Annotated in this window: 19 protein-coding genes; 7 read left to right on the top strand and 12 right to left on the bottom strand. The window is 66.3% G+C overall.

Annotation, left to right across the window (positions count from 1 at the left end; translation table 11 throughout):
* Positions 1–13: 13 nt before the first annotated feature.
* Positions 14–1,051 (bottom strand): hypothetical protein, encoded by a 1,038-nt coding sequence (locus O0880_RS23830; protein ID WP_289889101.1) that lies wholly within the window; start codon positions 1,049–1,051, stop codon positions 14–16.
* Positions 1,052–1,185: 134 nt separating this feature from the next.
* On the opposite strand from O0880_RS23830, the gene O0880_RS23835 reads away from it, so the two are divergent.
* Positions 1,186–1,917 (top strand): alpha/beta hydrolase, encoded by a 732-nt coding sequence (locus tag O0880_RS23835; RefSeq protein WP_289889102.1) that lies wholly within the window; start codon positions 1,186–1,188, stop codon positions 1,915–1,917.
* On the opposite strand, the gene O0880_RS23840 is transcribed toward O0880_RS23835, so the two are convergent.
* The 3 genes from O0880_RS23840 to O0880_RS23850 form a co-directional block, all read right to left on the bottom strand.
* Positions 1,894–2,259 (bottom strand): hypothetical protein, encoded by a 366-nt coding sequence (locus O0880_RS23840; RefSeq protein ID WP_289889103.1) that lies wholly within the window; start codon positions 2,257–2,259, stop codon positions 1,894–1,896. The two genes, O0880_RS23835 and O0880_RS23840, sit on opposite strands and share 24 nt — an antisense overlap.
* Before the next feature lie 68 nt (positions 2,260–2,327).
* On the bottom strand, positions 2,328–4,247 hold the full coding sequence (gene htpG / locus O0880_RS23845) for a molecular chaperone HtpG (RefSeq protein WP_289889105.1): 1,920 nt from the start codon (positions 4,245–4,247) through the stop codon (positions 2,328–2,330).
* Positions 4,248–4,345: 98 nt separating this feature from the next.
* Complete coding sequence (locus O0880_RS23850; protein ID WP_071324480.1) at positions 4,346–5,788, bottom strand: PLP-dependent aminotransferase family protein; 1,443 nt, start codon at positions 5,786–5,788, stop codon at positions 4,346–4,348.
* Positions 5,789–5,914: 126 nt separating this feature from the next.
* On the opposite strand from O0880_RS23850, the gene O0880_RS23855 reads away from it, so the two are divergent.
* The 3 genes from O0880_RS23855 to O0880_RS23865 all read left to right on the top strand — a co-directional run bounded on the left by O0880_RS23855 (position 5,915) and on the right by O0880_RS23865 (position 10,013).
* Positions 5,915–6,826 carry a DMT family transporter gene (locus O0880_RS23855; protein ID WP_289889106.1) on the top strand — a complete coding sequence of 304 codons (912 nt, stop codon included), beginning with the start codon at positions 5,915–5,917 and terminating at the stop codon, positions 6,824–6,826.
* A 229-nt stretch (positions 6,827–7,055) separates the two neighbouring features.
* On the top strand, positions 7,056–8,249 hold the full coding sequence (locus O0880_RS23860) for a PLP-dependent aminotransferase family protein (protein ID WP_071324482.1): 1,194 nt from the start codon (positions 7,056–7,058) through the stop codon (positions 8,247–8,249).
* A gap of 405 nt (positions 8,250–8,654) precedes the next feature.
* Positions 8,655–10,013: a diguanylate cyclase gene (locus tag O0880_RS23865; protein ID WP_289889107.1), complete on the top strand. Its 1,359-nt coding sequence runs from the start codon at positions 8,655–8,657 to the stop codon at positions 10,011–10,013.
* Here O0880_RS23865 and O0880_RS23870 read toward each other — a convergent pair.
* The 5 genes from O0880_RS23870 to O0880_RS23890 all read right to left on the bottom strand — a co-directional run bounded on the left by O0880_RS23870 (position 10,010) and on the right by O0880_RS23890 (position 17,686).
* Positions 10,010–12,313, bottom strand: a complete 2,304-nt coding sequence (locus O0880_RS23870) for a TonB-dependent hemoglobin/transferrin/lactoferrin family receptor (RefSeq protein WP_289889108.1) — start codon at positions 12,311–12,313, stop codon at positions 10,010–10,012. The genes O0880_RS23865 and O0880_RS23870 overlap by 4 nt on opposite strands.
* A gap of 242 nt (positions 12,314–12,555) precedes the next feature.
* Entirely contained in the window at positions 12,556–14,133 is a 1,578-nt protein-coding gene (locus O0880_RS23875) for an FGGY-family carbohydrate kinase (RefSeq protein WP_289889109.1), read from the bottom strand.
* Positions 14,134–14,136: 3 nt separating this feature from the next.
* Positions 14,137–14,502, bottom strand: coding sequence for a hypothetical protein (locus O0880_RS23880; RefSeq protein WP_289889110.1), 366 nt, complete (start codon positions 14,500–14,502; stop codon positions 14,137–14,139).
* A complete protein-coding gene (locus O0880_RS23885) occupies positions 14,499–16,079 on the bottom strand; it encodes a glycerol-3-phosphate dehydrogenase/oxidase (RefSeq protein ID WP_289889111.1) in 1,581 nt (526 codons plus the stop codon). The genes O0880_RS23880 and O0880_RS23885 overlap by 4 nt, the downstream gene beginning before the upstream one ends.
* A complete protein-coding gene (locus O0880_RS23890) occupies positions 16,076–17,686 on the bottom strand; it encodes an FAD-binding oxidoreductase (RefSeq protein ID WP_289889112.1) in 1,611 nt (536 codons plus the stop codon). Before O0880_RS23890 ends, O0880_RS23885 begins: the two co-directional genes overlap by 4 nt.
* A gap of 126 nt (positions 17,687–17,812) precedes the next feature.
* Here O0880_RS23890 and O0880_RS23895 point away from each other — a divergent pair, with 126 nt between their 5' ends.
* From O0880_RS23895 to O0880_RS23905, 3 genes are all read left to right on the top strand, one after another.
* Positions 17,813–18,883 (top strand): AraC family transcriptional regulator, encoded by a 1,071-nt coding sequence (locus O0880_RS23895; RefSeq protein ID WP_289889113.1) that lies wholly within the window; start codon positions 17,813–17,815, stop codon positions 18,881–18,883.
* A gap of 92 nt (positions 18,884–18,975) precedes the next feature.
* Positions 18,976–19,758 (top strand): 3-hydroxybutyrate dehydrogenase, encoded by a 783-nt coding sequence (locus O0880_RS23900; protein ID WP_289889114.1) that lies wholly within the window; start codon positions 18,976–18,978, stop codon positions 19,756–19,758.
* Positions 19,759–19,930: 172 nt separating this feature from the next.
* A complete protein-coding gene (locus tag O0880_RS23905; RefSeq protein WP_289889115.1) occupies positions 19,931–20,779 on the top strand; it encodes a DUF2071 domain-containing protein in 849 nt (282 codons plus the stop codon).
* On the opposite strand, the gene O0880_RS23910 is transcribed toward O0880_RS23905, so the two are convergent.
* The 3 genes from O0880_RS23910 to O0880_RS23920 form a co-directional block, all read right to left on the bottom strand.
* Positions 20,751–22,403: a PAS domain-containing methyl-accepting chemotaxis protein gene (locus tag O0880_RS23910; RefSeq protein WP_289889117.1), complete on the bottom strand. Its 1,653-nt coding sequence runs from the start codon at positions 22,401–22,403 to the stop codon at positions 20,751–20,753. The genes O0880_RS23905 and O0880_RS23910 overlap by 29 nt on opposite strands.
* Before the next feature lie 248 nt (positions 22,404–22,651).
* Complete coding sequence (locus O0880_RS23915; protein ID WP_289889119.1) at positions 22,652–23,248, bottom strand: hypothetical protein; 597 nt, start codon at positions 23,246–23,248, stop codon at positions 22,652–22,654.
* A gap of 74 nt (positions 23,249–23,322) precedes the next feature.
* Positions 23,323–23,679, bottom strand: a complete 357-nt coding sequence (locus O0880_RS23920) for a helix-turn-helix domain-containing protein (protein WP_289889120.1) — start codon at positions 23,677–23,679, stop codon at positions 23,323–23,325.
* Positions 23,680–23,784: the final 105 nt, after the last annotated feature.

The following is a 23,784-nucleotide window of genomic DNA, read 5'->3' on the forward strand; positions in this document are numbered from 1 at the left end:
AACGGCGTTGACATCAGCGGCTGGCAGCCAGCTTGCGCTGCCATAGCGCGACGTCGATCATCACGCCGTCCGTGCCCGTATTGCGGATGTAGACGCGGTAGCTGCCCTGCCCCATGTCGCCATCGAGGTAGGCGGTGCGCTCGTTGCGCTGCACCCTGGCGCCCTTGGCCATCTGCCGGTAGAGTTCCACCACGGTGTCGAAGCTGGCATAGCTGCGCAGCGCCACTTCCAGGTCGCGTGGCGGCCGGCCTTCGGCCTGGTCCAGCACATTGTTCTGCTTCTTGCCCTTGAGGGTGAGCGGATAGGCAAATACGCCGGCGCCGGCCGATGTCAGCACCGTGGATTTATCGAGCAGCAGCGGCAGCAGCGCCGGCGGAAACGCGGGCGGCAACTGCGCGCGGTTCCAGCCTGGCAGGGCCGGGCGCGCCAGCACGTATTCGACGCTGGCGATCTTTTGCCCGTCGGCGCCCGCTTCCTTGTCGGCGGCGATCAGCGCCAGCATCGGCGGCAGCTGCCTGGCCCACGCCAGCAGCGGCGCCGCTTCGTCGACCAGCATGCCCTTGCGGTGAAACACGGTCAGCACGGCGTTCGGATCGGGATTGCAGGTCTTGGCCAGCGGCCGCCCTTCGAGGCGACAATGGCCGTTGACGAGGCCGAAGGCGATCAGGGCGCCGCGCTTGTCGAGCAGCATGGCGCCCCGTTCACGCCCCTGGTTGCGGTCATTCATCGACGCCAGCAACTGCCGGCCATCGGGCAGCACGGTGCGCGTGGCGTCGCGCTTTTCGCTGATCGCTTCGAGCGCCTGCTCCAGCAGCAGCTCATCATCTTCCGTGTAGCTGCCGCGCGCATAGCCGAAAAAATCGAACAGCGCGGCGCGTACCTGCGCATCCTCGCTCAGGCGCGGCAAGGGGCCGCGCGCCAGCAGCGTAGACAGGGTTTTTCCCGCTGGCGCCGACGGTGCCGCCGTGGCATGCGCGGCTGGGGAAAGGAGGCTGGCGGCCACCAGCAAGGCGCCGCCCATGGAGCGATAGTTCGATAAAGTGATATGCATGTTTCTGTCTGCCCGGGATCTACCCGTTATTCCGGCCACGCGTGGCCTGTCGGGGATTCTAGCATGGCGCCAGCGCCCATGCCGTGCGGCTGGCGCGCGGCGCAAGGGCGCCGCCGGCTGCTATGATGGCCGCGATGACGACACTTGCACACGCCTCCCCCCTTCTGGTCCTGCTGCCCGGCATGGATGGCACGGGCCAGCTGTTCCGGCGTTTTGATGCGGCCCTGCACGCGCAAACGGCCATGGACCGCCTCTCCATCGCCTACCCTGCCGCACCGCTCGACTATCCGGCGCTGGAAGCGTTCGTGCGCGAACGGCTGCCGCGGGACCGTCCCTTCGTCGTGCTGGCCGAATCGTTTTCCGGGCCGCTGGGCGCCGCCCTGCGCGCCGATCCGCCGCCCGGCATGCGCGCCCTGATCCTGTGCTGCTCGTTCGTGCGCAATCCGCGCCCCCTGCTGGCGCCGCTGCGCCACCTGCTGGGCCTTGTACCCTTCGGCGCCCTGCCCGGCATCGCGCTGCGCCAGGCGCTGCTGGCGCCCTACTCTACGCCGGCCCTGCAGGCGGAACTGGCGGACGCCCTGGCACAGGTGCCGCCCGCCGTGCTGCGCCAGCGCCTGCGCGCCGTGCTGGAAACGGACGCCTCGCGCAGCTTCGCGCGCGGCGGCTTGCCGGTGCTGTATCTGCGCGCGCGCCATGACCGCCTGGTGCCGCCGGCAAACGCCCTGCAGATCCTGCGCCTGGCGCCCGGCGCGCAGCTGCTGGACATCGCCGCGCCGCACATGCTGCTGCAGGCGGCGCCACAGGCGGCCGCCGATGCGGTCATCGCATTTTGCGCCAGCCTGTCAGCTGCGCAAGAAACGATGTAAGCGCGCGCTGGCCCGCACGGCCAGCCAGCTCAAGCCGCCCGAGAGCACGCTGAAGTAGATGGCGCGCAGCGGATGCTGCGGCAGCAGATACGCGAGCACCGCCGCGCCCAGCAAGCCGCACAGCACTGGCTTCCAGCGGCCAGGCGGCAGCAGCGCCAGCAGCACATTCGTGCCCGCATACACGTAGAACACCAGCAGCAGCGCCAGCCCGCCAGCCACGCCGCGCGAACCGAGGGCGCCAAACAGCTGCGTGTACAGGTAAAAACCCAGCCAGCTCAAAAAGACAAACAGCACGCAGCCCAGCGCATGCGCGCCCAGGCCGGCCATCAAACGATGCTTCATCCTGTCCCCAAAAAGAAAAAGCCGGCCCTTTCACCTGGAAAGGGCCGGCTCGCTTGCGTCTACAACAATTACTTCGCCGAGTTAAGCAGCAACTCGTTCAGGCGCTTGACGAAACTGGCCGGGTCGGCCAGCGAGCCGCCTTCGGCCAGCATGGCCTGGTCGAACAGGATGTTGGCCCAGTCGCCGAACTTGCCGCCTTCCGCATCCTCGTATTTCAGGCGCGTCACCAGCGGGTGGTTCGGGTTGATCTCCAGAATCGGCTTCGATTCCGGCGCGCTCTGGCCCGCCGCCTTCAGCATGCGCAGCAGGTTGCCCGACAATTCGTTTTCATCGGCCACCAGGCAGGCTGGCGAATCGGTCAGGCGGAACGTCACGCGTACGTCCTTGGCCTTGTCGGCCAGCGCGGTCTTCATCTTGCCCACCAGGTCGGCGTACGAGGATTCCGTTTCTTCGTGCTCTTTCTTTTCCGCCTCGTCTTCCAGCGCGCCCAGGTCCAGGCCGCCCTTCGCCACGGACACCAGTTCCTTGCCTTCGAAATCCTGCAGGAAGGACAGCATCCATTCATCGACGCGGTCCGTCAGCAGCAGCACTTCGACGCCCTTCTTGCGGAAGATTTCCAGGTGCGGGCTGTTCTTGGCGGCGGCGTAATTGTCGGCCGTGACGTAGTAAATCTTGTCCTGGCCTTCCTTCATGCGCGCCACGTAGTCGGCGAACGAGGTGATTTGTTCGTCGCTGTCGTTGGCCGTCGAGGCAAAGCGCAGCAGCTTGGCCAGGCGCTCCTTGTTGGCCGCGTCCTCGCCGATGCCTTCCTTCAGCACCTGGCCGAATTCCTTCCAGAAGACGGCGTACTTGTCCTTCTTGTCCTGCTCGTCCGCATTCGCCAGTTCCTCCAGCATGCCCAGCACGCGCTTGGTCGAGCCTTCGCGGATGACTTTCACGTCGCGCGATTCCTGCAGGATTTCACGCGACACGTTCAGCGGCAGGTCGGCCGAGTCGATCACCCCGCGCACGAAGCGCAGGTAGGTCGGCATCAGCTGTTCGGCATCGTCCATGATGAAGACGCGCTTGACGTACAGCTTGATGCCGCCGCGCTTGTTGCGGTCCCACATGTCGAACGGCGCCTTGGCCGGAATGTACAGCAGCTGCGTGTATTCGCTGCGGCCTTCGACACGGTTGTGCGTATGCGTCAGCGGTGCCTGGAAGTCGTGCGAGACGTGCTTGTAGAATTCGTCGTACTGTTCCGGCGTGATGTCGGCCTTGTTGCGGGCCCACAGGGCGCTGGCCTGGTTGACGGTCTCGAATTCGTCTTTCAGGACGGTTTCTTTTTTCTCTTCGTCCCACTCTTCCTTCTGCATCACGATAGGCAGCGAGATATGGTCCGAGTACTTGCGGATGATGGATTTGATCTTCCAGCTCGACAGCAGCTCGTCCTCGCCTTCGCGCAGGTGCAGGATGATGTCCGTGCCGCGCGACGGCTTGTCGATCGATTCGATGCTGTAATCGCCTTCGCCGGCCGATTCCCAGCGCACGCCTTCGGAGGCGTCCACGCCGGCGCGGCGCGTTTCCACGGTGATCTTGTCGGCGACGATGAAGCCGGAATAGAAGCCCACGCCGAACTGGCCGATCAGGGCCGCGTCCTGCTGCTGGTCGCCCGACAGCTTGCCGAAGAATTCCTTGGTGCCCGACTTGGCGATCGTGCCCAGGTGCGAGATCGCCTCGTCACGGGTCATGCCGATGCCGTTGTCGGAAATGGTGATGGTGCGCGCATCCTTGTCGAAGCTGACCTTGATCTTCAATTCGTGATCGTTGCCGTACAGGGCATCGTTATCGATCGCTTCGAAGCGCAGTTTGTCGGCCGCGTCGGACGCGTTCGAGATCAGTTCGCGCAGGAAGATTTCCTTGTTCGAGTACAGGGAATGGATCATCAGGTGCAGCATTTGCTTCACTTCGGTCTGAAAACCCAGGGTTTGCTTTTCGGAGACAGCCATTTTTACCTCATAGTCTTGTGGATGGGACGGATTCTACGGAGTTGGGGATTGTACAAGCGATTTCAAGAGCCCCCGCCGAATGTCCTGAAATGTGCTGTTTACCCGAGTTCGCGGTCGAAAAACGCCCAGACGCGCTCGTCCTGCACGGTGGCCAGGTTCAGGCGCATGAAGGTCGACGGCAGCTGGCGCGGCGAAAACAGGCTGCCCGGCCCCAGCACCAGGCCTTCGGCCAGCGCCTTCTCGGCCAGCATATTGGTGTCGCGGCCCGCATCGGCCCAGACGAACATGCCGGCCGGCGCCGGCTCGAAACGCAGGCCGGCCCGCTCGATGCGGCGGTACGTCCCCTCGCGCACCTTGTCGAGCCGCGCGCGCAGGCGTTCGGCATGCTTGCGGTACAGGCCTTGCGACAGGATCTTGTACACCACGCGCTCGCCGATATCGCTGGTGGTGAGCGTGGCCAGCATCTTGCGGTCGGCCAGGCGCTGCGCCCATTCGGGCGAGGTGGCGATGAAGCCGACGCGCAAGTTGGCCGACAGGCTCTTGGAAAAGCCGCCCAGGTAGATCACGCGGCGCAGCTGGTCCAGCGCGGCCAGGCGCGTGGCCGCCTGCACCAGGCCGGCGGCGCCCGGATGCATGTCGCAATAGATATCGTCTTCGACGATGAGGAAATCGTGCTGCTCGGCCAGGCGCAGCACCTGAAAGGCCTTGGCCGCCGACAGCGAGCCGGAACCGGGGTTGTGCAGCACCGAGTTGATCACGTACAGCTTGGGCCGGTGCAGCGCCGCCATTTCGGCCAGCACGCCGATATCGGGGCCGTCGCCCAGGCGCGGGATGCCGACCACCTTCATGCCCATGGCGGCAAAGGCGCCAAACATCAGCCAGTAGGCGGGATCGTCCACGAGGATGGTGTCGCCCGGACGCGTGAATTCGCGCGCCACCAGGTCCAGCGCCTGCATCACGCCCACCGTGGTGACGATCTGCTCGGGCGGGCAGGCGATTTCCAGGCTCGCCAGTTTCAGCTGCAACTGCTGGCGCAGCGGCAAAAAGCCCTGCGGCGTGCCGTAGCTGAGCAAATGCGCGCCGGGCTGGCGGCTGACATCGCGCAAGGCGCGCGCCACCAGGTCGCCATCGAGCCATTCGGGCGGCAACATGCCGGAACCGGGCGCGGGCAGCGCGGGCGCCTGGCGGAACATATTGCGGATCAACCACACCACGTCGAACTTCTGCGCCGCCGCATCCTCCGCGCCGCGCGGCTGCGGCACGGCCGTGTTCAGCGGCGAGCGCTCGCGCACGAAGAAGCCGGCGCCGCGCCGCGATTCCAGATAATCGCGCGCCACCAGCTTGTCGTAGCTGGCCACCACCGTGGCGCACGATACGTTCAGGCTGGCCGCGCACTGGCGGATCGATGGCATGCGCGCGCCGCCGCGCAGCAGCTTGTCGTCGATGCGCGCCGCCAGCGAGCGCACGATCTGGTCGATCAGGGTTTCGCCCGAGGCGCGCGACAGCAAGGGCAGCGATGGCGATGCGGGTGTATTGCTCATATGACCATTACAGTATGTGGAATTATGCTGGAAAGTGTATTTGTACTGTATTGCTATTCGGTTCTAGGATAGCACTACAGGGCGGATTAATCCACGCCTGCCCACCTCACCCGCACCAGGACACCCATGCCATCGAATAGCACCGCCGCCGCCAGCCCCCCAACCCGCCTCAGCGCCGACCACAAGGGCCTGCTGCTGGGCCTGATCGCAGTCGCCCTCTTCAGCCTGACCCTGCCGTTTACGCGCATGGCCGTGGCCGAACTCGACCCCACGTTTGTCGCCCTCGGCCGCGCCCTGGTGGCGGCCTGCCTGGCCGGCCTGTGGCTGTGGCACCAGCGCGCCCCCCTGCCGCGGCGCGAACAATGGCTGCCGCTGGCGCTGGTATCGCTGGGCTGCGTGCTGGGCTTCCCCTGGCTGACCTCGATTGCCATGCGCAGCCTGCCCGCCTCGCACGGCGCCGTCCTCGTCGGCATCCTGCCGCTGGCAACGGCCGTCTTTGCCGTCTTGCGCGGCAAGGAGCGCCCCTCCCCCGGTTTCTGGCTGATGGCCGTGGCCGGCACGGCGCTGGTGGTGGCGTTCGCGCTGCGCCAGGGCGGCGGCAGCTTTCACCTGGCCGACGTGCTGATGTTCGCCGCCGTGGTGCTGGGCGCGCTCGGCTACGCGGAAGGCGGGCGCCTGGCGCAAAGCATGCCGGGCCAGCACGTCATTTCCTGGGCGCTGCTGCTGGCCGTGCCGTTCGTGCTGCCCGTGGTGCTGTGGAGTGCCTGGCCGCAGCGCGCGCTGATGGCGCAGGCCAGCACGGCCGCGTGGCTGAGTTTTGCGTATATCTCCGTGTTTTCCATGTTTATCGGCTTCTTTTTCTGGTACCGCGGCATGGCATTGGGCGGCGTGGCCCGCGTCGGACAGACGCAGTTGCTGCAGCCTTTCCTGACCTTGCTGGGCGCCGCCGTGCTGCTGGGCGAGCCATTGACGGGCGCCAGCCTGCTGTTTGCCGGCGCCGTGATCGCCGTGGTGGCGGCCGGCCGCAAGCTCAAGTGATGTCCGTTTGCAACGGCTGCGCGCGCGAAGTGGGCACAGCCGCTGGTAAGTCGTACTACAATACCGCAGCACTTTGACAGGCACCGTCGCATTGCCATACAAAGTACATACAAGCAAGTTCCCTTAACCAAGTTCGGGCGGCGCCTACCCGGCGCCGCTTTTTCAGGAACCGCCACAAGCGGACCATAAAAACCAGCCGGCGCAGCTCGGCATCTTCTGTGAGACTCGTATGAAAATTGAAAATCCGAATCCGATCCAATGGCGCTTTGCCGAACGCGCGGACCAGCTGCAAAGCTCGTTCATCCGCGAAATCCTGAAGATCACGCAGCGCCCTGAAATCATTTCCTTCGCCGGCGGCCTGCCGTCGCCCGCCACCTTCCCCGTCGAGGAAATGAAGACGGCCTTCGACAAGGTGCTGTCGAACAATGGCAAGGTAGCCCTGCAATACGGCCCCACGGACGGCTACCTGCCGCTGCGCCAGTGGATCGCCGACTCGCTCTCGAGCCAGGGCAGCACCATCATGCCGGAACAAGTGCTGATGACGTCCGGCTCGCAGCAGGCGCTGGACTTGCTGGGCAAGGTACTCATCGACGAGGGCAGCAAAGTCCTGGTGGAAACCCCCAGCTACCTGGGCGCGCTGCAGGCCTTCTCCGTCTACCGTCCCGAATTCGTTTCCGTCGATACCGATGACGAAGGCCTGGTGCCGTCGTCCGTCGACCCGCTGGCCGACGGCGCGCGCCTGCTGTACGCGCTGCCGAACTTCCAGAACCCGACCGGCCGCAGCCTCTCCGTGGCGCGCCGCGTCGAGCTGGTGGAAACCTGCGCCCGCCACGGCCTGCCGCTGATCGAGGACGATCCATACGGCGCCCTCAGCTACAGCGGCGAGCCGTACCCGAAAATGATCAACATGAATCCCGATGGCGTGATTTACATGGGCTCGTTCTCGAAAGTGCTCACGCCCGGCATCCGCCTCGGCTACGTGGTGGCGCCGATGCCGCTGGTGCGCCGCCTCGAGCTGGCCAAGCAGGCGGCCGACCTGCACACCTCGCAGCTGACGCAGATGGTCGTGCATGAAGTGATCAAGGACGGCTTCCTGGACCGCCATATCCCCAGCATCCGCAGCCTGTACGGCAACCAGTGCCAGGCCATGCTGTCGGCCCTGGAAGAGCATTTCCCGGCCGGCGTCACCTGGACAAAACCGGAAGGCGGCATGTTCATCTGGGTCACGCTGCCGAAGCACATCGACGCCATGAAACTGCTCGATGAAGCCATCGCCAACAAGGTGGCCTTCGTGCCGGGCGCGCCGTTCTATGCGAACACGCCGGACACGCACACGCTGCGCCTGTCGTTCGTGACGGTGCCGCCGGAACGCATCCGCGAAGGCATCGCCATCCTGGGCAAGCTGATCGCCGCCAAAGTGTAAAACCGTTCGTCACGCCCCGCCTGTCGCGGGGCGTTTGCCTCTGCCCTTGCTGCCACCCGGCACGCGTCTTTTCCTTCTAAAAACAGTCTTCCCGGCAACAACTTCGTGTATTTATTTTTAAAAATATCATAAATATAATGTTTTACGCCGTCGTGGAGCATCAATTTTTCACCCAATAAATTGACAAAGCGGTATGATTCGCCCAAAGCGTCAGTTTTGAATCCGGTCAGCCTTTGACTTCACGTGTACAGCGCCGCTGTTCCGCAGTTTGCGGCCAGGGCAACACTCCCGGCACGCCCCTGCCCGACCGCCATCCGCGGCGGCCACGGCTTCCCGGGCTTCGGCATCACCGAAAGTGCAGCAAACGCTGGCCCAGCGCAGCACATCCGAAAAAGGCCGGTAGCAATGAGTCCAGGCAGTGTGGGGTATCCCCAACGGCGCGAAGCCGCCATTTTGATTGTCGATGATGCGCCGGCCAACCTTGAGCTGCTGCGCAAGCTCATGAGCGAACAGGGGTATCAGACCTATGTCGCCACGTCCGGCGAGCGGGCGCTGGCGATCGCCCAGCGCGCCCATCCGGACCTGATCCTGCTCGACGTGCTGATGCCGGACATGGATGGCATCGAAACCTGCCGCCGCCTCAAGCAGCACCCGCTGACGCAGCGCATACCGGTCATCTTCATGAGCGCCAAGACGGAAACGGAAGACGTGGTGGCCGGTTTCGACTGCGGCGCCGTCGATTACATCAGCAAGCCGCTGCGCATGGCCGAAGTGTGCGCGCGCGTGCGCGCCCAGCTGCAAATCCGCAGCAACAATGAAACCCAGCAGGAGCAGGCCGAACGCCTGCGCACCATCGTCAACAACATGGCCGAAGGCTTGCTGATCATCGAGGCCGACGGCCGCATCCAGTACACCAATCCGGCCTGCGACCAGTACCTGGGCTACCGCGAAAACGAGCTGGCCGGGCGCTCGATCGGCGAGCTGCTCAGCCCCCTGGTGACGCAGGAATACCTCGATTACTTCGCCATGTACGCGGCCAATCCGGAGACGGCGCACAACCACGGCACGCGCGAAGTGGCGATCCGCCACCGCAATGGCGAGGCGCTGAGCATGGACCTGACCCTGACGCCCATGTATCTGCGCCAGCCCCTGTACATCGGCCTGCTGCACGACATCACGCACCACAAGCAGTCGGAAGACGCGCTGCAGCGCGCCGCCTACCTCGACCCGCTGACGAAGATCGCCAACCGCCGGCATTTCGACAGCTTCCTGGAAAAAGAGTGGCAGCGCGCCGTGCGCGGCGGCAGCGCCCTGTCGCTGGTGGTGCTCGATGTCGACCACTTCAAGCTGTATAACGACAGCCTGGGCCACCCGGCCGGCGACAGCTGCCTGCAGCAGGTGGCGCAAGCCATCGACGCGCATGCCTGCCGCTCGGGCGACCTGGCGGCCCGCTACGGCGGCGAGGAATTCGTCATGCTGTTCGCCGACACGGACGCCGACAGCGCCCTGCCCCTGGCCGAAGCCATCCGCGCACACATCGAGGAACTGCAGCTGCCGCATCCGCGCTCAAGCACCTCGCCCTGGATCACCGTCAGCATCGGCGTGGCGACCATCCACCCGCACCAGCTGGACGACCGCGAAGCGCTGTTCGTCGCCGCCGACCGCGCCCTGTACGTGGCCAAGGAAGGGGGCCGCAACCAGGTCCGCGCCACGCATTCGGGCAGCACGGCCTGGGAAACCGTCAAGGCGATCGTACTGCGTTAGAACTTTCTCGACACGCTCAGCTTCGCGTTGCGTCCCACGCCGGTCACGGCCTCGCTCAGGTACGGCATGTAGTTGCGGTTGAAGACATTGTCGACCGTCAGCCGCACTTCCGTGCCGCGCCACGCGCCCTGCCTGCCATTCCACGACGCGAACAAGGTGTGCAGCGCATAGCCCTTCGACGGCGGCAAGCGGTACACGCTCCCGATCGGCAGGACGCGGTCCTGCCTGGCCACGAAACGGCCCTGCCAGCCGATGCTGGCGCCCTGATCCGGGAAGCGCCAGCCCAGGCCCGCCATCAGCTTGTCCGGCGCGATGGTCGACACGGGTTCGTCCTGGCCCCACGGGTCGCGCTGCGTTCCCGTGCGGGTGCCGCGCTGCTTCGACAGCGAAGCGCTGGCAAACAGGCGCGGCGTGTTGTAGTAGGACTCGAGCTCCACGCCCTGCGTGCGGAAGCCGGCCAGGTTGCGGTACGACGACAGCGCGGGCGGCACCTTGCCCGATCCCGGCACGTAGCCTTCGACGAGGATGCCCAGGCGCGGGCCAATATTGTCGCTGACGCGGTTCTGGTAGACCGTCAGGCGCAGCTGCGCGTCATCGTTTTCCGTCCACAGGCTGCGCCGGTGCAGCATCGCGCCCGCGCGCACGGCCGTCACGCGCTCGACGGCGAGGTTGCGGCTGGTGCCCGGCGTCGATGAACCAGACCTGGACGACACATAGTATTCATTCGAATACATCTCGTCGATGGTGGGCGCGCGCCAGGTGCGGCTCAAGTCGCCGAACAGCGCCACCGCGCTGGACGCCTTCCAGAACAGTCCCAGGCGCGGCGACCAGTCTTCATGCACCTTTTCGCTGAAATCGTGGCCGGCGGCGGCCAGCGGGCTGTTGTAGCGCGAGGCCTTGTTCGGCACGCCTTCGGAGACGACGCGGTCGTGGCGCAGCGCCGCCGTCAGGGTCAGGCTGCCGTAGGTCATCGCATCCTGCAGGTACAGGCCCGTGGTTTCCTGGCGCCCGGCCGGCATGTAGTAGGGCTGGAAATAGCCATAGTTGTAGCTCGGATCCTTCAGCGCCGTCGACGACGGGTAGTACATCAGGGTGTCGCGCACATTCTTGTGCCATTGCAGGCCCGCTTGCAGCACGTGCGACACGGCGCCGGTGCTGAACACGCTCTCGTTGCGCAGATCAAAGATGCGGTCCACATACGAAGCCCAGCTCTCGTTGCCCAGCGAACCGAGGTAGGAACTCAGCGAAGCGGACGGCAAACGCTTGTCATGCTGGTCCGTGTGCGAATAGCCGGCGCTGGCGGTCAGCTTGATCCACGGGTTGTTCTGCGGCGCATACTGCCATTTCACGGAATACGTATCGTCATTCTGGTCGCGGTAGACGGCCTTGCGTTGCCACGCCTCTTCCAGCCCGTATTTTTTGATTTCCGCCTCGGTCGGCGTGGGCACGTCCTCGCCCATGGCGGCGAACGGTCCCCAGCCCGTGCTGCCGCTCTTCATGGCCGTCAGGGTCAGGAGCTGCTCCGGCGTCAGGCGGATGTTCAATTTCGCCAGGCTCGATGGCGCGTCGATGGCGGAAAAGCGGAATGGCTTGCCATCGGGTTTGCGCAGGTCGTCCGACTTGCGCTGCGTGGTGAAGGCCATCGCGTCGAAGCGGCCATCTTCCGTGCGCCCGTAAACGGCCACGGTGGCGTCGTTTTCCCCGTTGTTCGAATGACGCGAGTACTTGAGCATGGCGCCCACTTTCTCGCCGCCTTCCAGCAAGTCCTGCGCGTCCTTGGTGTCGACCGTGATGACGCCGCCGAAACCGCCATTGCCATACAGGCTGGTATGCGCGCCCTTGTTCACCTCGATCTGCTTGATCAGTTCCGGTTCGATGAAGATGGAGCCCTGGCGGTATTTCTCGAAGCCCTTGGGCACGCCGTCGAGGATGACCTTCACGTCCTGCACCTTGTTGAAGCCCCAGATATTCAGGCTCTGGCCACTGGGACGGGCCGTGCCGGCCAGGTCCACGCCGGGCAGGGTGTCAAGCAGCGAGGCGACGTTGTCGGCCTGCTGGCGTTCGATGTCGGCGCTGTTGATGTACGAGCGGCCGGCCGTGCCGGCGCTGATGGCGTCGCCAAACACGCTGATGGCCGGCATCTGCGTCTCGTTCTGCGCCGGATTGTCCTTCCCGGCCTTGTCGGCCGCCCAGGCGCCGGCGCCCATGCCGCCCAATATGAGCGCCAGCGCGGCGGCCATCGGGGTCAATCCACCTGCGCGCGCGCTGCCGCACATCGTTTGCTTGCTGCTGATTTTCATTGCTATCCTTGCCTGGTTTTCATGCTTCTGGAATGAAAAAACGCTGGGGCAGAGGGAACAGGCGGTGCACGATCAAGCGGCGGCGTTGAAGGAAGCGTTGCGGCGGCATTCTGCCCGCGCGGACACGCGCCGGCACATGGCCGGCGGCGCAATGCAGTCACCGGGGATAAGTTGCCTTAGTGAAATGCGGGACACATCATATATCAAATGCGAATGATTCGCAATACGATTAAAGCAATACCTCACTCCGGATAGCCGGTGATGTCGGCGATCTCGCGGTACAAGGGCTGCAGCCGCGCATACATTTTCCGGTACACGCGCCGGTACAGCTGCTCGTAGATTTTTCCGTGTTCGGGATGCGGCAGGAATACCCTGCCCTTGCGCGTCATGGCTTGCACGGCGCTGGGGAAATCCGCATGCCAGCCCAGGCCCACGGCGGCGGCGATGGCCGCGCCCAGGCCCGAGCTTTCATACACGTGGGCGCGCGCGGCAGGCAAGCCGAAGATGTCGGCCGTCAGCTGCATGGCGGCGTCGCTTTGCGAGCCGCCGCCGGCGATGCGCAGCTCCGTAATCGCAATCCCGCTGCGCTGTTCGATGCGCTCCTTGCCTTCGCGCAGCGCATACGCGAGTCCTTCCAGGATGGCGCGGTAGATGTGCGCGCGCGTGTGCACGTCGCCGAAACCGATCATGGCGCCCTTCGCTTCCGGCCCCGGCACCTTGATGCCGGGACTCCAGTACGGCTGCAGCATCAGTCCCATGGAGCCGGGCGGCACGGCATCGACCAGGCGGTCGAACAGCGCCTCGGCCGACATGCCCGTGCCATCCTCGGCCGCCGCCGCCCGTTCGCGGTCGCCAAACTGCTCCTTGAACCAGTTGACCATCCAGTAGCCGCGAAAGATCTGCACTTCCGTGCTGTAGGCGCCCGGCATGGCGGCCGGATACGGCGGGATGAAGCGCGTCACTTCCACGTATTTCCGGTTCGTCGTGTTGATGGTGGCGGTGGTGCCGTAGCTCAGGCAGGCCACGTGCGGCTCGACGCAGCCGGCGCCCAGCACCTCGCACGCCTTGTCGGCGGCGGCCGCCAGCAGGGGTGTCCCTTCAGGAATCCCGGTCGCCGCGGCGGCCGCCTGCGTGATGGCCCCCATCAGGGTGCCCGGCGCCAGCAGGTCGGGCAGCATGGACGGCTTGATCGTCAGCGCCTGCCACTTCCAGTCGAAGCGCCCGGCCCAGGCGTGGCGCTTGTAGTCGAACGGGATATACGCCACCTGCGAACCGGTCGAATCGGCATAGCGCCCGCAGAGGCGGTAATTCAGGAAGCCCGACAGCAGCAGGAATTTGTGCGTACGGCGCCAGATGTCGGGCTGGTGCGCGCTAATCCAGTTGATCTCGGCCTCGCGGCGAAAATACGCGATCGTGCCATCGAGGCGCGTGGCGCGGAAGGCGGCGCGCCACCACGGCGCCAGTTGTGGAATGTCGCGCGTGCTGCGCTGGTCCAGCCAGGTGATGGCGGGTCGCAGCGGCGCGCCATGCTCGTCCACGTTGACGACCGTGCCGCGCTGCGTGGTCACGGCAACGCCCTTCACCTGCGATTTGTCGATGGCCGTGCCGCGCCACAGCTGCTGGCACGCTTCGCACACGGCTTGCCAGTAGCCGTCGGCGTCATGCTCGGCCCAGCCGGGATGCTCGGAGAAATACGGCTCGAGGAAGACTTGCGCCTTCGCCGCCAGCCGGCCATCGCGGTCGAACAGCAGCGCGCGCACGCTTTGCGTGCCATTGTCGATGGAGAGGATATACGGGCCATCGCCCGCGGCGGCAGCCACGGCTCAGGCCACGCTGGCCAGCGCAGCGCGCAGCGCCCGCAGCAGCGCCTGCGGATCTTTGTCCGGCTGCGCGCTGAATACGGGCGCCTCCCAGTCCTGGCCGCGCACGGCCACCACGCGCAGGCGTCCCTGCTCGTTCCATGCCGGATACCAGCCCACGTCGACGATATCGCCATTCGCGCACGTGATTTGCAGCAGGTCTTCGCCCAGGTCGTCGGCCAGGGCGGCCACGGGCTGGGCCAGGTCCAGCTGCGACAGGCTGTCATAGGTGATGCGCGCGGCGCCCAGTTCCAGGGCCTCGCCAAACAGGGTGGTTTCGATGATGTTCTCCTCTTTTATATTTTTATCGTTGCTTTTTCGTTGCGTCATGCGCCCTGCGGCACGCTGTAATGGCTGCGCCACAGGGCCAGGTAGCGTTGCTGCTCCTCGTCCCAGCGCGCATCGCTCCAGCCCAGCTCCTCCTGGCACATGGCGCGCAGGCGCGGCATGATAGCAAGCGCGCCGCCGGCCAGCTGCAAACCGAGGCGCGTGCGCCGCAGCAGCAGGTCTTCCAGGCGCTGCACGTCCTCCATGCGCGCGCCCCAGCGCAGCTGCGCCCACAGGGTCTGCGTGCCGGGAATTTGCGCCAGTTCGCCATCGCGCGCCGCATCGCACAGCGCCTGCGCGGCCGCGCCATAGCGGCCCTGCAGACGCACGCGCTGTTCGCCATCGAGCAGCAAGGCCTGGCCTGTCAGGGGCGGCACCGGCGCGAAGATGGGCCGCGGGCGCACATCCGCCTGCCAGCCGGGCAGCAGCGGCGCGGCCTGGCGCAGCGCGTCGAGGGCGATCACGCGGAAGGTTGTCAGCTTGCCGCCGGCCACCGTCAGCAAGCCGTTTTCCAGCCATATCGCATGTTCGCGCGCTTCCTTCGACGGGTCAAGCCGGCCGCTGTCGATCACGGGCCGCACCCCGGCGAACGTGGCCAGCACGTCGCCCTCGCCCAGCGCCAGCTGCGGAAACTGCCAGCGCAGCGCGGCCAGCAGGTAATCGAGCTCGCCGCGCGTGATGGCCGCCTCGTTGTCCAGCTGGCCGCCATGGTCGACGTCGGTGGTGCCGACCAGGGTCACGCCCTCCCACGGATAGGCGAAGACGGGACGGCCATCCCGCGGGTGCATCAGGCTGACGGCTTGCGCCAGCGGCAGGCGCCAGGCCGGCAGCAGCAGATGACTGCCGCGCAGGGGCCGCAGCTTCGGCGGCGCGCCGACCTGGCCGCGCAGGCCGTCGGCCCAGGCGCCCGTGGCGCTGATCACCAGGCGCGCGCGCACGGCCAGCCGGGCGCCGCCGACGCCATCCTTCAAGGTGGCGCCCAGCACCTGCCCCCCCTCGCGCAGCAAGGACTCCACGCCCAGGTAATTGACGGCCGCGCCGCCATGGCGCCGGGCTTCCTGCAGCACGCGCAGCACCAGGCGCGCATCGTCCGTCTTGGCGTCCTGGTACAGCATGCCGCCGCGCAGGCCGTCGCGGTTGATGTGCGGCGCCAGCATGGCGAAGTCCGCCGCGTCGACATAGCGGCGCGCGCGGCGGCCCGCCATCATGTCGTAGATTGCCAGCCCCAGCATGAACTGGCGCCGGCCCGGTTTCCGGCCGATATAGTCGCCGAAGGCAAAGCCCTGCGTCTCGACCAGCCCCGCCGCATCCGCCAGCAAGGCGACCCGCTCGTGCACCGATTCGCGCGTCATGGCGAACTGGCCCTGCTTGAGGTAGCGCAAGCCGCCGTGCACCAGCTTCGACGAACGGCTCGACGTGCCCCAGGCGAAATCGCGCTGCTCCACCAGCAGCGCCTTCAAGCCGCGCCGCGCTGCTTCCAGCAGGATGCCGGCGCCCGTGATGCCGCCGCCGACGATCAGGACATCCCACTCGCGCGCCAGCAGTTCGGACAAGCCGTCCCGGCGCGACGCGGCGTTCACAATGCGCCTCCCGCCTCGGGCAGCAGTTTGCCGGGATTCATCATGCCCTGCGGGTCGACCTGGCGGAACAGCGCGCGCATGGCGGCCATGCCCAGTTCCCCCTTCTCGGCCGCCAGCCACGGCGCATGGTCGGTGCCGACGCCATGCTGGTGGCTGATGGTGCCGCCGTTGGCCACGATGGCGGTGCTGGCCGCGTCCTTCAGGCTGCGCCAGCGCGCCATGTTTTCCTCGAACGTGGGCGCCAGCCGGTACACATACGTGGTGTAGACGCTGGCGCCCTGCGGGTACAGGTGCGACAAATGCGTGTAGGCGTGCACCTGCTCGCCATGCGCGGCCAGTGCGCTGCGGCCCGCCTGCTCCAGCGCCGCCATCATCGGCGTCACGCGGGGCCAGTCGACGGCCGTTTCCACCGTGTCGATCACATAGCCGTGTTCCCAGGCGCCGTTGCGCAGGTAGACGTTGCGAAAGCGCCCCTGCTTCCACTTGTCGCCCATGTGCCGCCCCACGTGCACGCCCTTGTGCCGCCGCGCCAGCGCCAGCGCGCCGCGCAGGGCCGCGCGCGCCGGCCCGGCCTCGCCGCTGGCGCCCACCATCAGCATGCATTTGCCGTCGCCGCAGCCGCGCAGCGACAGGTAGCGCTCCAGCAGCCCCACCAGTTTTTTATGTCCGGCCAGGGTCAGCATGGTTTGCGTCTCCAGCGCGTTCGACAGGCGCAGCAGCGACAGCGGCATATCGGCCTGCGCCAGCGCCCGCACGGCCGCCTGCGCCTGGGCCCAGTCGGCAAAGAACACGGCGTGGAACGCTTCATATGGCGGCAGCGGCGCGATGCGCACGGTCGCCTGCGTCACGATGCCCATCCGGCCTTCCGATCCCAGCACCATTTCGCGCAGGTCGATGCCGGCCGCCGAAGCGGGAAAGGTGGGGATCGTCAGGGTACCGGCCGGCGTCTCCACTTCGCCGCCCGCGAACAGCTGCTCGATGCGGCCGTAGCGCAGCGATTGCTGGCCCGACGAGCGCGTGGCGATCCAGCCGCCCAGGGTCGAATATTCGAACGACTGCGGATAGTGGCCCAGCGTGTAGCCATGCGCGCGCAGCTGCGCTTCCAGGTCGGGGCCGTACACGCCCGCGCCGAACGTGGCCAGGCGCGCCTCGCGGTCCAGGTGGCCCAGCGCGCACAGACGCGTGAGGCTGATCGACAGCACGGGGCGCGGCCCGGCCGCCGCCGTCAGGTGCCCGGCCACGCTGGTGCCGCCGCCATGCGGGATGACGGCCACGCACGCCTGGCGCGCATACGCGAGCAGCTGGCGCACCTGCAGCGCGCTGTCGGGAAAGGCCACGCCATCGGGCACGGCGCCGATGCGGCCGTGGCGCAGCTTGAACCAGTCGGGCAGGCTCTGGCCCAGCGCATGGCGCACGCGCGTGGCCGGCTTCGTGTCGATCAGTGGATGCGGCGCCAGGCGCGAGGCGGGCACCTGCGCGCAGGCGTCGTCAAACGTGGCGTCCAGAATGGGCGTGCCCGGCCCCAGCCGCTCGCCCAGGAATGCCAGCGCCTCGCCACCCAGCGCATACACGATGCTTTCGTCCCCCCAGCCATTCCAGCGTTGCATCGACATCCCCTGTGTTGGGCCAGTTGCGCGCCACGGCGGCTTGCTATACTGTTCTTGCCTGATCAACAGCATATGCCGCCGCAGGCCAAGGGTATTGGTTTTTCATGACAATCGCATTGTTCCATCATGACAGGCACTGACAACCATCCCGCCGAAGGCCGGGTCGCCGGCGCCTACCTGCAGCCGCTGCTGGAAGCGGCCGGCGCGCACGGCATCTCAGCTGCCGCCCTGGCGCGGGCGGCCGGCGTGGCGCCGCACGGCCTCGATGCCTCGCTGGCCAACCTGCCCGCGCGCGACTATGTGCGCCTGCTCGACGCCGGCGCCGCACTGGCGGGCGACGCGCATTTCGGCCTGCACGTGGGCCAGCGCGTGCGCATGGGCACGTACAGCGCATATGGCTTGATACTGCTCAGCTGCAAGAACGTGGGCCAGGCGCTGGAGCAGACGGCCCGCTACGAACGGCTGGCGCACGACCTGGGCCGCTCCAGCGTGCAGCGCGACGGCGACGTCGCGCACTACCGCTGGACCAGCCACTATCCGGCCGCCAGCCGGCACCTGGTCGACAGCGTCTTTGCCGGCATCCGCGTCTGCGGCGACTGGCTGGCCGGCGTGGCGCTGCCGCCCGCCCGGCTGGCGTTCACCCATGACGGCGGCGGCGAACTGCTGCGCCACGCGGCCCACCGCGACGAATACGTGCGCGTGCTGGGCAGCCTGCCCGCCTTCGGCGCCGCGGCCAACACGGCCACCTTCGACGCGCAATTGCTGGACTGGCCCGTGCCGAATGCGGACGTCAGCCTGTATCCCGTGCTGTGCCAGCATGCGGAACAATTGCTGGCGCAGCGCCAAGGCGAGGATGGCGCCGGCATCGAAGCGCAGGTGCACGCCGCCATCGTGGCCGGCTTGCGCCACGGTTCGGCCAGGCTGGCCGGCGTGGCCGCCGCGCTGGCCGTCACGCCGCGCACCTTGCAGCGCAAGCTGGCCGACGCGGACACCAGCTTCCAGGCCTTGCTCGACCAGGCCCGCTACGGCCTGGCGCGCGATTACCTGCGCCAGCCGGGCCTGTCGCTGGTCGACATCGCCTTTTTGCTCGGCTACCAGGAGCAAAGCGCGTTCAACCATGCGTTTCGCACCTGGGCCGGCACCAATCCCGGCGCTTGGCGGCTGCAGCAATTGCAGGCCAGGCAAGCGGATTTGTAGCCGTGCGCGGGCCATGCCTGAAGCGTTTTCTCGCTATACTGGCGTAGTCAAGCTTCCCACGATCACTCCAACCCGCAATGCAAAGGATTAATATGCAACTCAAAGACAAAGTCGCACTGATTACCGGCGCCGCCAGTGGTATCGGCAAGGAAATGGCTATTGAATACGCGAAACAAGGCGCGAAAGTCGTGATCGCCGACCTGGCCCTGGACGCGGCCAGCAAGACGGCCGAAGAAATCAAGCAGGCGGGCGGCCAGGCGTTTGCCGTCGCCATGGACGTCTCCAGCGAAGCACAGGTCGACAAGGGCGTGGCGGACGCGGCGGCCCACTTCGGCGGCATCGATATCCTGATCAGCAACGCGGGCATCCAGATCATCAGCCCCGTCGTCGACTACCCGTTCGATCAATGGAAAAAGATGCTGGCCATTCACATGGACGGCGCCTTCCTCACCACGCGCGCCTGCATGCGCGAAATGATCAAGGCGGGCCGCGGCGGCGCCATCATCTACATGGGTTCCGTGCACTCGCATGAAGGCTCGCCCTTCAAGAGCGCTTACGTTGCCGCCAAGCACGGCCTGCTGGGGCTGGCCAAGGTGGTGGCCAAGGAAGGCGCGAAGGACGGCATCCGCGCCAACGTCATCTGCCCCGGCTTCGTGCGCACGCCGCTGGTCGACAAGCAAATCCCGGAGCAGGCGGCCCAGCTGAAGATCACGGAAGAGGAAGTGATCAAGAACGTGATGCTGAAAGAAACCATCGACGGCGAATTCACCACCACGCAGGACGTCGCGCAAACGGCCGTCTTCCTGGCGGCCTTCCCGTCGACGGCGCTGAGCGGCCAGTCGATCGTCGTCAGCCACGGCTGGCACATGCAGTAATGGTGGCACCCGCCCGCATCGGCTGCGCGGCGCCCTGTGCGGCCGGCGATGCTCGCCGTACCCTGGTACGGCCGCGCGTCTCGGCCACACCTCGCCGCCGCTCGCGATGATGTGGGCGGGTGCTTTAGCGTGAGCATATCAATCTTCCTGCACCTGCCCGAAAGTCTCTCCATTGCACGACAATACTTACCGCCACCCGCGCGCGGGCCGTTGCGGCCGGCTGCTTGCGGCGCTCGCCAACAGCACGCGTTTTGCCCACATGCGCCAGGCCGTCATGGCGCGCCTGCCTTTCCTGACCCTGCACAGCGACGTGCGCGATGTCGTGTACGTGAACTGGCTGGTCGATGCCCATGCAGCGCAGCAACTGATGCCTGCCGGCGTGACCCTGTGGCAGCGCGACGGCAAGACCCCGTTCACGGTGCTGACCTACCGCCACGGGCATTTCGGCCCGGCCCTGCTGGGACCGTTGCGCCGGCTGCTGCCGTCTCCGCTGCAAAGCAACTGGCGTTTGTACCTGGAGCACACGCCGCCGGGCGCGCCCGCCATGCCCTGCGTATATTTCCTGAAAAATATCATGGACAGTCTGCCGCATGCGCTGGGCACGCGGCTATTCAGCGACATCCTGCCCACGCACCTGGCCGCCGACATGACGCATGCAGTGACGGCCACGCAGGCGCGCTGCACGATCGCGCCCGGCGCCGGCAGCGCGCCCACGCTCGACATCCAGGCACATATTGCTGAAGACAAGACCCTCGATGCCGACTGGCAGCACCTGTTCGGCAACTGGCGCGACGCCGTCGCCTTCCTCGCCTGCCAGGATGCGGCTGTCGCTGCAGTACCGCGCAACGGCAGGCTGGTCTTCGGCGAAATCGACCTGCCCGTTGATCTGGATCAAGTGCAAGCGCTGACGGCCTCGCGCGCCGACTGCGGCTTGCTGGCGCAGCTGCCGCCGGTGTCAACGCCGCTGGCCTTTCTCGTGCCCAACGTTTCCTTCAAGGCATTGTCAGAGCGCCTGCTGTAGCGCGGCGGCGCTCGGGCGGGCGCAGGGGCGTGGCCGCACTTGCCTGGCCGCCGCGCCGCCGTTCCAGCTTGAACAGGGCCATCGCTTGCTCGAGCTGCAAGGTCTGGTCTTGCAGCGAGGCCGAAGCGGCCGCCGATTCTTCCACCAGCGCCGCGTTCTGCTGCGTCACTTCATCCATCTGCGTGACGGCCATATTCACTTGACCGATGCCGTGGCTTTGCTCGCGCGAGGCCGAGGCGATTTCCGCCATGATGCCGTGCACGCCCTGCACGGCGCCCAGCATTTCGGCGCTGCTGGCGCCTGCCTGCTGCGCCAGCTTCGCACCCGCCTGCACCTGTTCGAGCGACGCCGTGATCAGCTGCTTGATTTCCGTCGCGGCCGCCGCGCTGCGCTGCGCCAGGCTGCGCACCTCGCCCGCCACGACGGCGAATCCGCGCCCCTCATCGCCCGCGCGCGCCGCTTCCACGGCCGCATTCAAGGCGAGGATATTCGTCTGGAAGGCGATGCCTTCGATGATGCCCGTGATATCGCCGATCTTCTTCGACGAAGCGTCGATTTGCTCCATCATGGTGACCACCTGACCGACGATCTCGCCGCCGCGCCCGGCCAGGCCGTGCACCTTGCCCGCCATGTCGCTGGCCTGCACGGCATTGCCGCTATTTTGCTGCACCGTGGCGGCCAGCTGTTCCATGCTCGACGCCGTCTGCTGCAGGGCCGACGCCTGCGCTTCCGTGCGCCCCGACAAGTCCAGGTTGCCGGCGGCGATTTCCTGGCTGGCCGTGCTGATGCGCAGGAAGTTGCCGCGCACATCGCCGACGATGGAATGCAGGTTGACGCGCAGCTGGCGCAGCGAGCGCAGCAACTGCCCCATCTCGTCGCGCCGCGTGGTGTCGAGCTCGCCCGTCAGGTCGCCGCCCGCCATCACGTCGCACGCCTGGCGCGCCTGCCGCAGCGGCTGCAGCACGGCGCGATGCAGGCTGAACCAGAAATACAGGGTCGTGCATACGGCCACCATCGACAGGCCCGTCAGCCAGCCAGCTGCGCGGGCCGGCAGCCAGCCCGCATTGCCGGCCAGTTGCAGCAGCAGGACCGCCGTCAGCAAGCCCAGGTTCCAGCCGATGCGCTTGCCCAGCGCCAGGTCGCGCAAGCTCGCCAGCCGCGCCAGCCAGCCCGTGCGCACGGCCGTGCCCTGGCGGATGACGGTGCCGCCGGCCTGCCCCGCCTTGATGCGCGCGTACAGGGCGGCCGCCTGCGCCACCTGCTGGCGCGTGGGCTTGGTGCGCACGGACATGTAGCCGACGGCCACGCCATCCTCGACCACCGGCGTGACATTCGCCAGCACCCAGTAGTAATCGCCGTTCTTGCAGCGGTTCTTCACCATGCCGCTCCACGAGCGCCCGGAGCGGATGGTGGACCAGAAATCGGCAAACGCTTCCACCGGCATGTCCGGATGGCGCAGGATGTTTTGCGGCGCGCCGATCAATTCCTCGGCGCTGTAGCCGCTGACGGCGATGAAATACGGGTTTGCATACGTGATATTGCCTTGCAAGTCGGTAGTCGAGACGATGGTCTCGGTATCGCTCAGATTGATCTCGGTATCGCTGACGGGAAGATTGAGTCGCATGGTCGGATCCTTGGCTGTAGCCCGTGCAGGCACGGGGGAAAGGGCAGATGCGGGACGGCAGAAAGCCGGCGGCAGTCTGCACCGATACATTAATTTTAATATTTAATTATTAATTTAAATGGGCAATTTTTACTTGCTGAATTGCCTTGCGAATCTGCAAAGATTGCAGGTGGCGGCGCGGCCGCTGGGGGGATGGAGAAAGCGATGCCGGAACAGCGTGACTGTCCCGGCGGCAAACAGCGATGCGTTTAACGGGGCACGTAGCGCCAGCCCGTGCTCTCCAGCATGAACGTCAGTTCCGTCTTGATGTCTTCGGGGCGGCTCGGCACGCTCAGCGCCGTATCGCACACCAGGTAACCCGTCTTGCGCTTGACTTCGCACTCGTTGATGGCCTTGACCTGCATGGTCGTCTGCGCTTCCTGCATCTGCACATCCTTGGCCGCTTCCGGATCGCGCGCCACTTCTTCCTTGGCCCAGGCGCGTATCATCGCTTGCGCTTCGGCCGGCGACGGTCCCGCGAACTTGGCGTTCTTGCGCTCGACGCCGACCCAGGTACCGTTCTCGTTACGCAGCGGCAGCACCATAAAGCCGTCGCGCATGCCGGCGCTCATGGCGACCAGGCACACCACTTCGCCTTGCACTTCCTGCGACGCCTGGCAGCCCTGCAGGCTGGTAACCTTGACGGCGATCGGTATCGGCATGGCCGATTGCATCTTGGCTTGGGTCTTGACCACGCCCGCCTGCACGGCGGCGTGGATTTGTTCGAGCGTCGGCGTGCTTGCCGCCTGGGCTGGCAGGGTGGCGAACAGGGCGGCGGCGGTCAGGGCGAGGGAAGTCAGGCGCATGGAAAAGTAAAAAGTCAGTGTCAGGAGGCCGGCAGTCTAGCACTTTCCATAAAAGCAGCTGTTTCTGTAGGGAATTATCCCTCGGCAGCCGGCGCGAGAAAGGCGCCGCCTGCGTCCGCCTGTCCGCGCAGGCGCAGGCCGATGGCGCGCAGCATCTCGACCAGTGCCTTCAGGCGCAGGCCCTCGTCCGTCAGCCGGTATTCCACCTTGACGGGCACTTCCGCGTAAATCGTGCGCGTCAGCAAGCCGGCCTCTTCCAGCGCGCGCAAGTCCAGGGTCAGCATGCGCTGCGAGATATTCGGCACGGCGCGGCGAATTTCGCTGAAGCGCTTCGGCCCCGCCATCAGATAGCTGAGCAGCACGATCCGCCAGCGGCCGCCCAGCAATCGCATGGCTTCTTCCACGGCGCAGCCGGAAACATTGTCTTTCATGTGGATGCCCTGTTGGTATAAAAAATGTACCTATACCACATTATTCTGCCTTCTTCCAAATAGTAACCATGTCGATTAGACTGCCCTTCCCTCGTTTGCACGGAA

The organism is Janthinobacterium sp. SUN118 (assembly GCF_030397695.1).
Taxonomy (GTDB): domain Bacteria; phylum Pseudomonadota; class Gammaproteobacteria; order Burkholderiales; family Burkholderiaceae_D; genus Janthinobacterium.

Coding starts and splice junctions, on each gene's coding strand:
- O0880_RS23830 (WP_289889101.1), bottom strand. CDS start 1,051: ATGCATATCACTTTATCGAACTATCGCTCCATGGGCGGCGCCTTGCTG.
- O0880_RS23835 (WP_289889102.1), top strand. CDS start 1,186: ATGACGACACTTGCACACGCCTCCCCCCTTCTGGTCCTGCTGCCCGGC.
- O0880_RS23840 (WP_289889103.1), bottom strand. CDS start 2,259: ATGAAGCATCGTTTGATGGCCGGCCTGGGCGCGCATGCGCTGGGCTGC.
- htpG (WP_289889105.1), bottom strand. CDS start 4,247: ATGGCTGTCTCCGAAAAGCAAACCCTGGGTTTTCAGACCGAAGTGAAG.
- O0880_RS23850 (WP_071324480.1), bottom strand. CDS start 5,788: ATGAGCAATACACCCGCATCGCCATCGCTGCCCTTGCTGTCGCGCGCC.
- O0880_RS23855 (WP_289889106.1), top strand. CDS start 5,915: ATGCCATCGAATAGCACCGCCGCCGCCAGCCCCCCAACCCGCCTCAGC.
- O0880_RS23860 (WP_071324482.1), top strand. CDS start 7,056: ATGAAAATTGAAAATCCGAATCCGATCCAATGGCGCTTTGCCGAACGC.
- O0880_RS23865 (WP_289889107.1), top strand. CDS start 8,655: ATGAGTCCAGGCAGTGTGGGGTATCCCCAACGGCGCGAAGCCGCCATT.
- O0880_RS23870 (WP_289889108.1), bottom strand. CDS start 12,313: ATGAAAATCAGCAGCAAGCAAACGATGTGCGGCAGCGCGCGCGCAGGT.
- O0880_RS23880 (WP_289889110.1), bottom strand. CDS start 14,502: ATGACGCAACGAAAAAGCAACGATAAAAATATAAAAGAGGAGAACATC.
- O0880_RS23890 (WP_289889112.1), bottom strand. CDS start 17,686: ATGCAACGCTGGAATGGCTGGGGGGACGAAAGCATCGTGTATGCGCTG.
- O0880_RS23895 (WP_289889113.1), top strand. CDS start 17,813: ATGACAGGCACTGACAACCATCCCGCCGAAGGCCGGGTCGCCGGCGCC.
- O0880_RS23900 (WP_289889114.1), top strand. CDS start 18,976: ATGCAACTCAAAGACAAAGTCGCACTGATTACCGGCGCCGCCAGTGGT.
- O0880_RS23910 (WP_289889117.1), bottom strand. CDS start 22,403: ATGCGACTCAATCTTCCCGTCAGCGATACCGAGATCAATCTGAGCGAT.
- O0880_RS23915 (WP_289889119.1), bottom strand. CDS start 23,248: ATGCGCCTGACTTCCCTCGCCCTGACCGCCGCCGCCCTGTTCGCCACC.
- O0880_RS23920 (WP_289889120.1), bottom strand. CDS start 23,679: ATGAAAGACAATGTTTCCGGCTGCGCCGTGGAAGAAGCCATGCGATTG.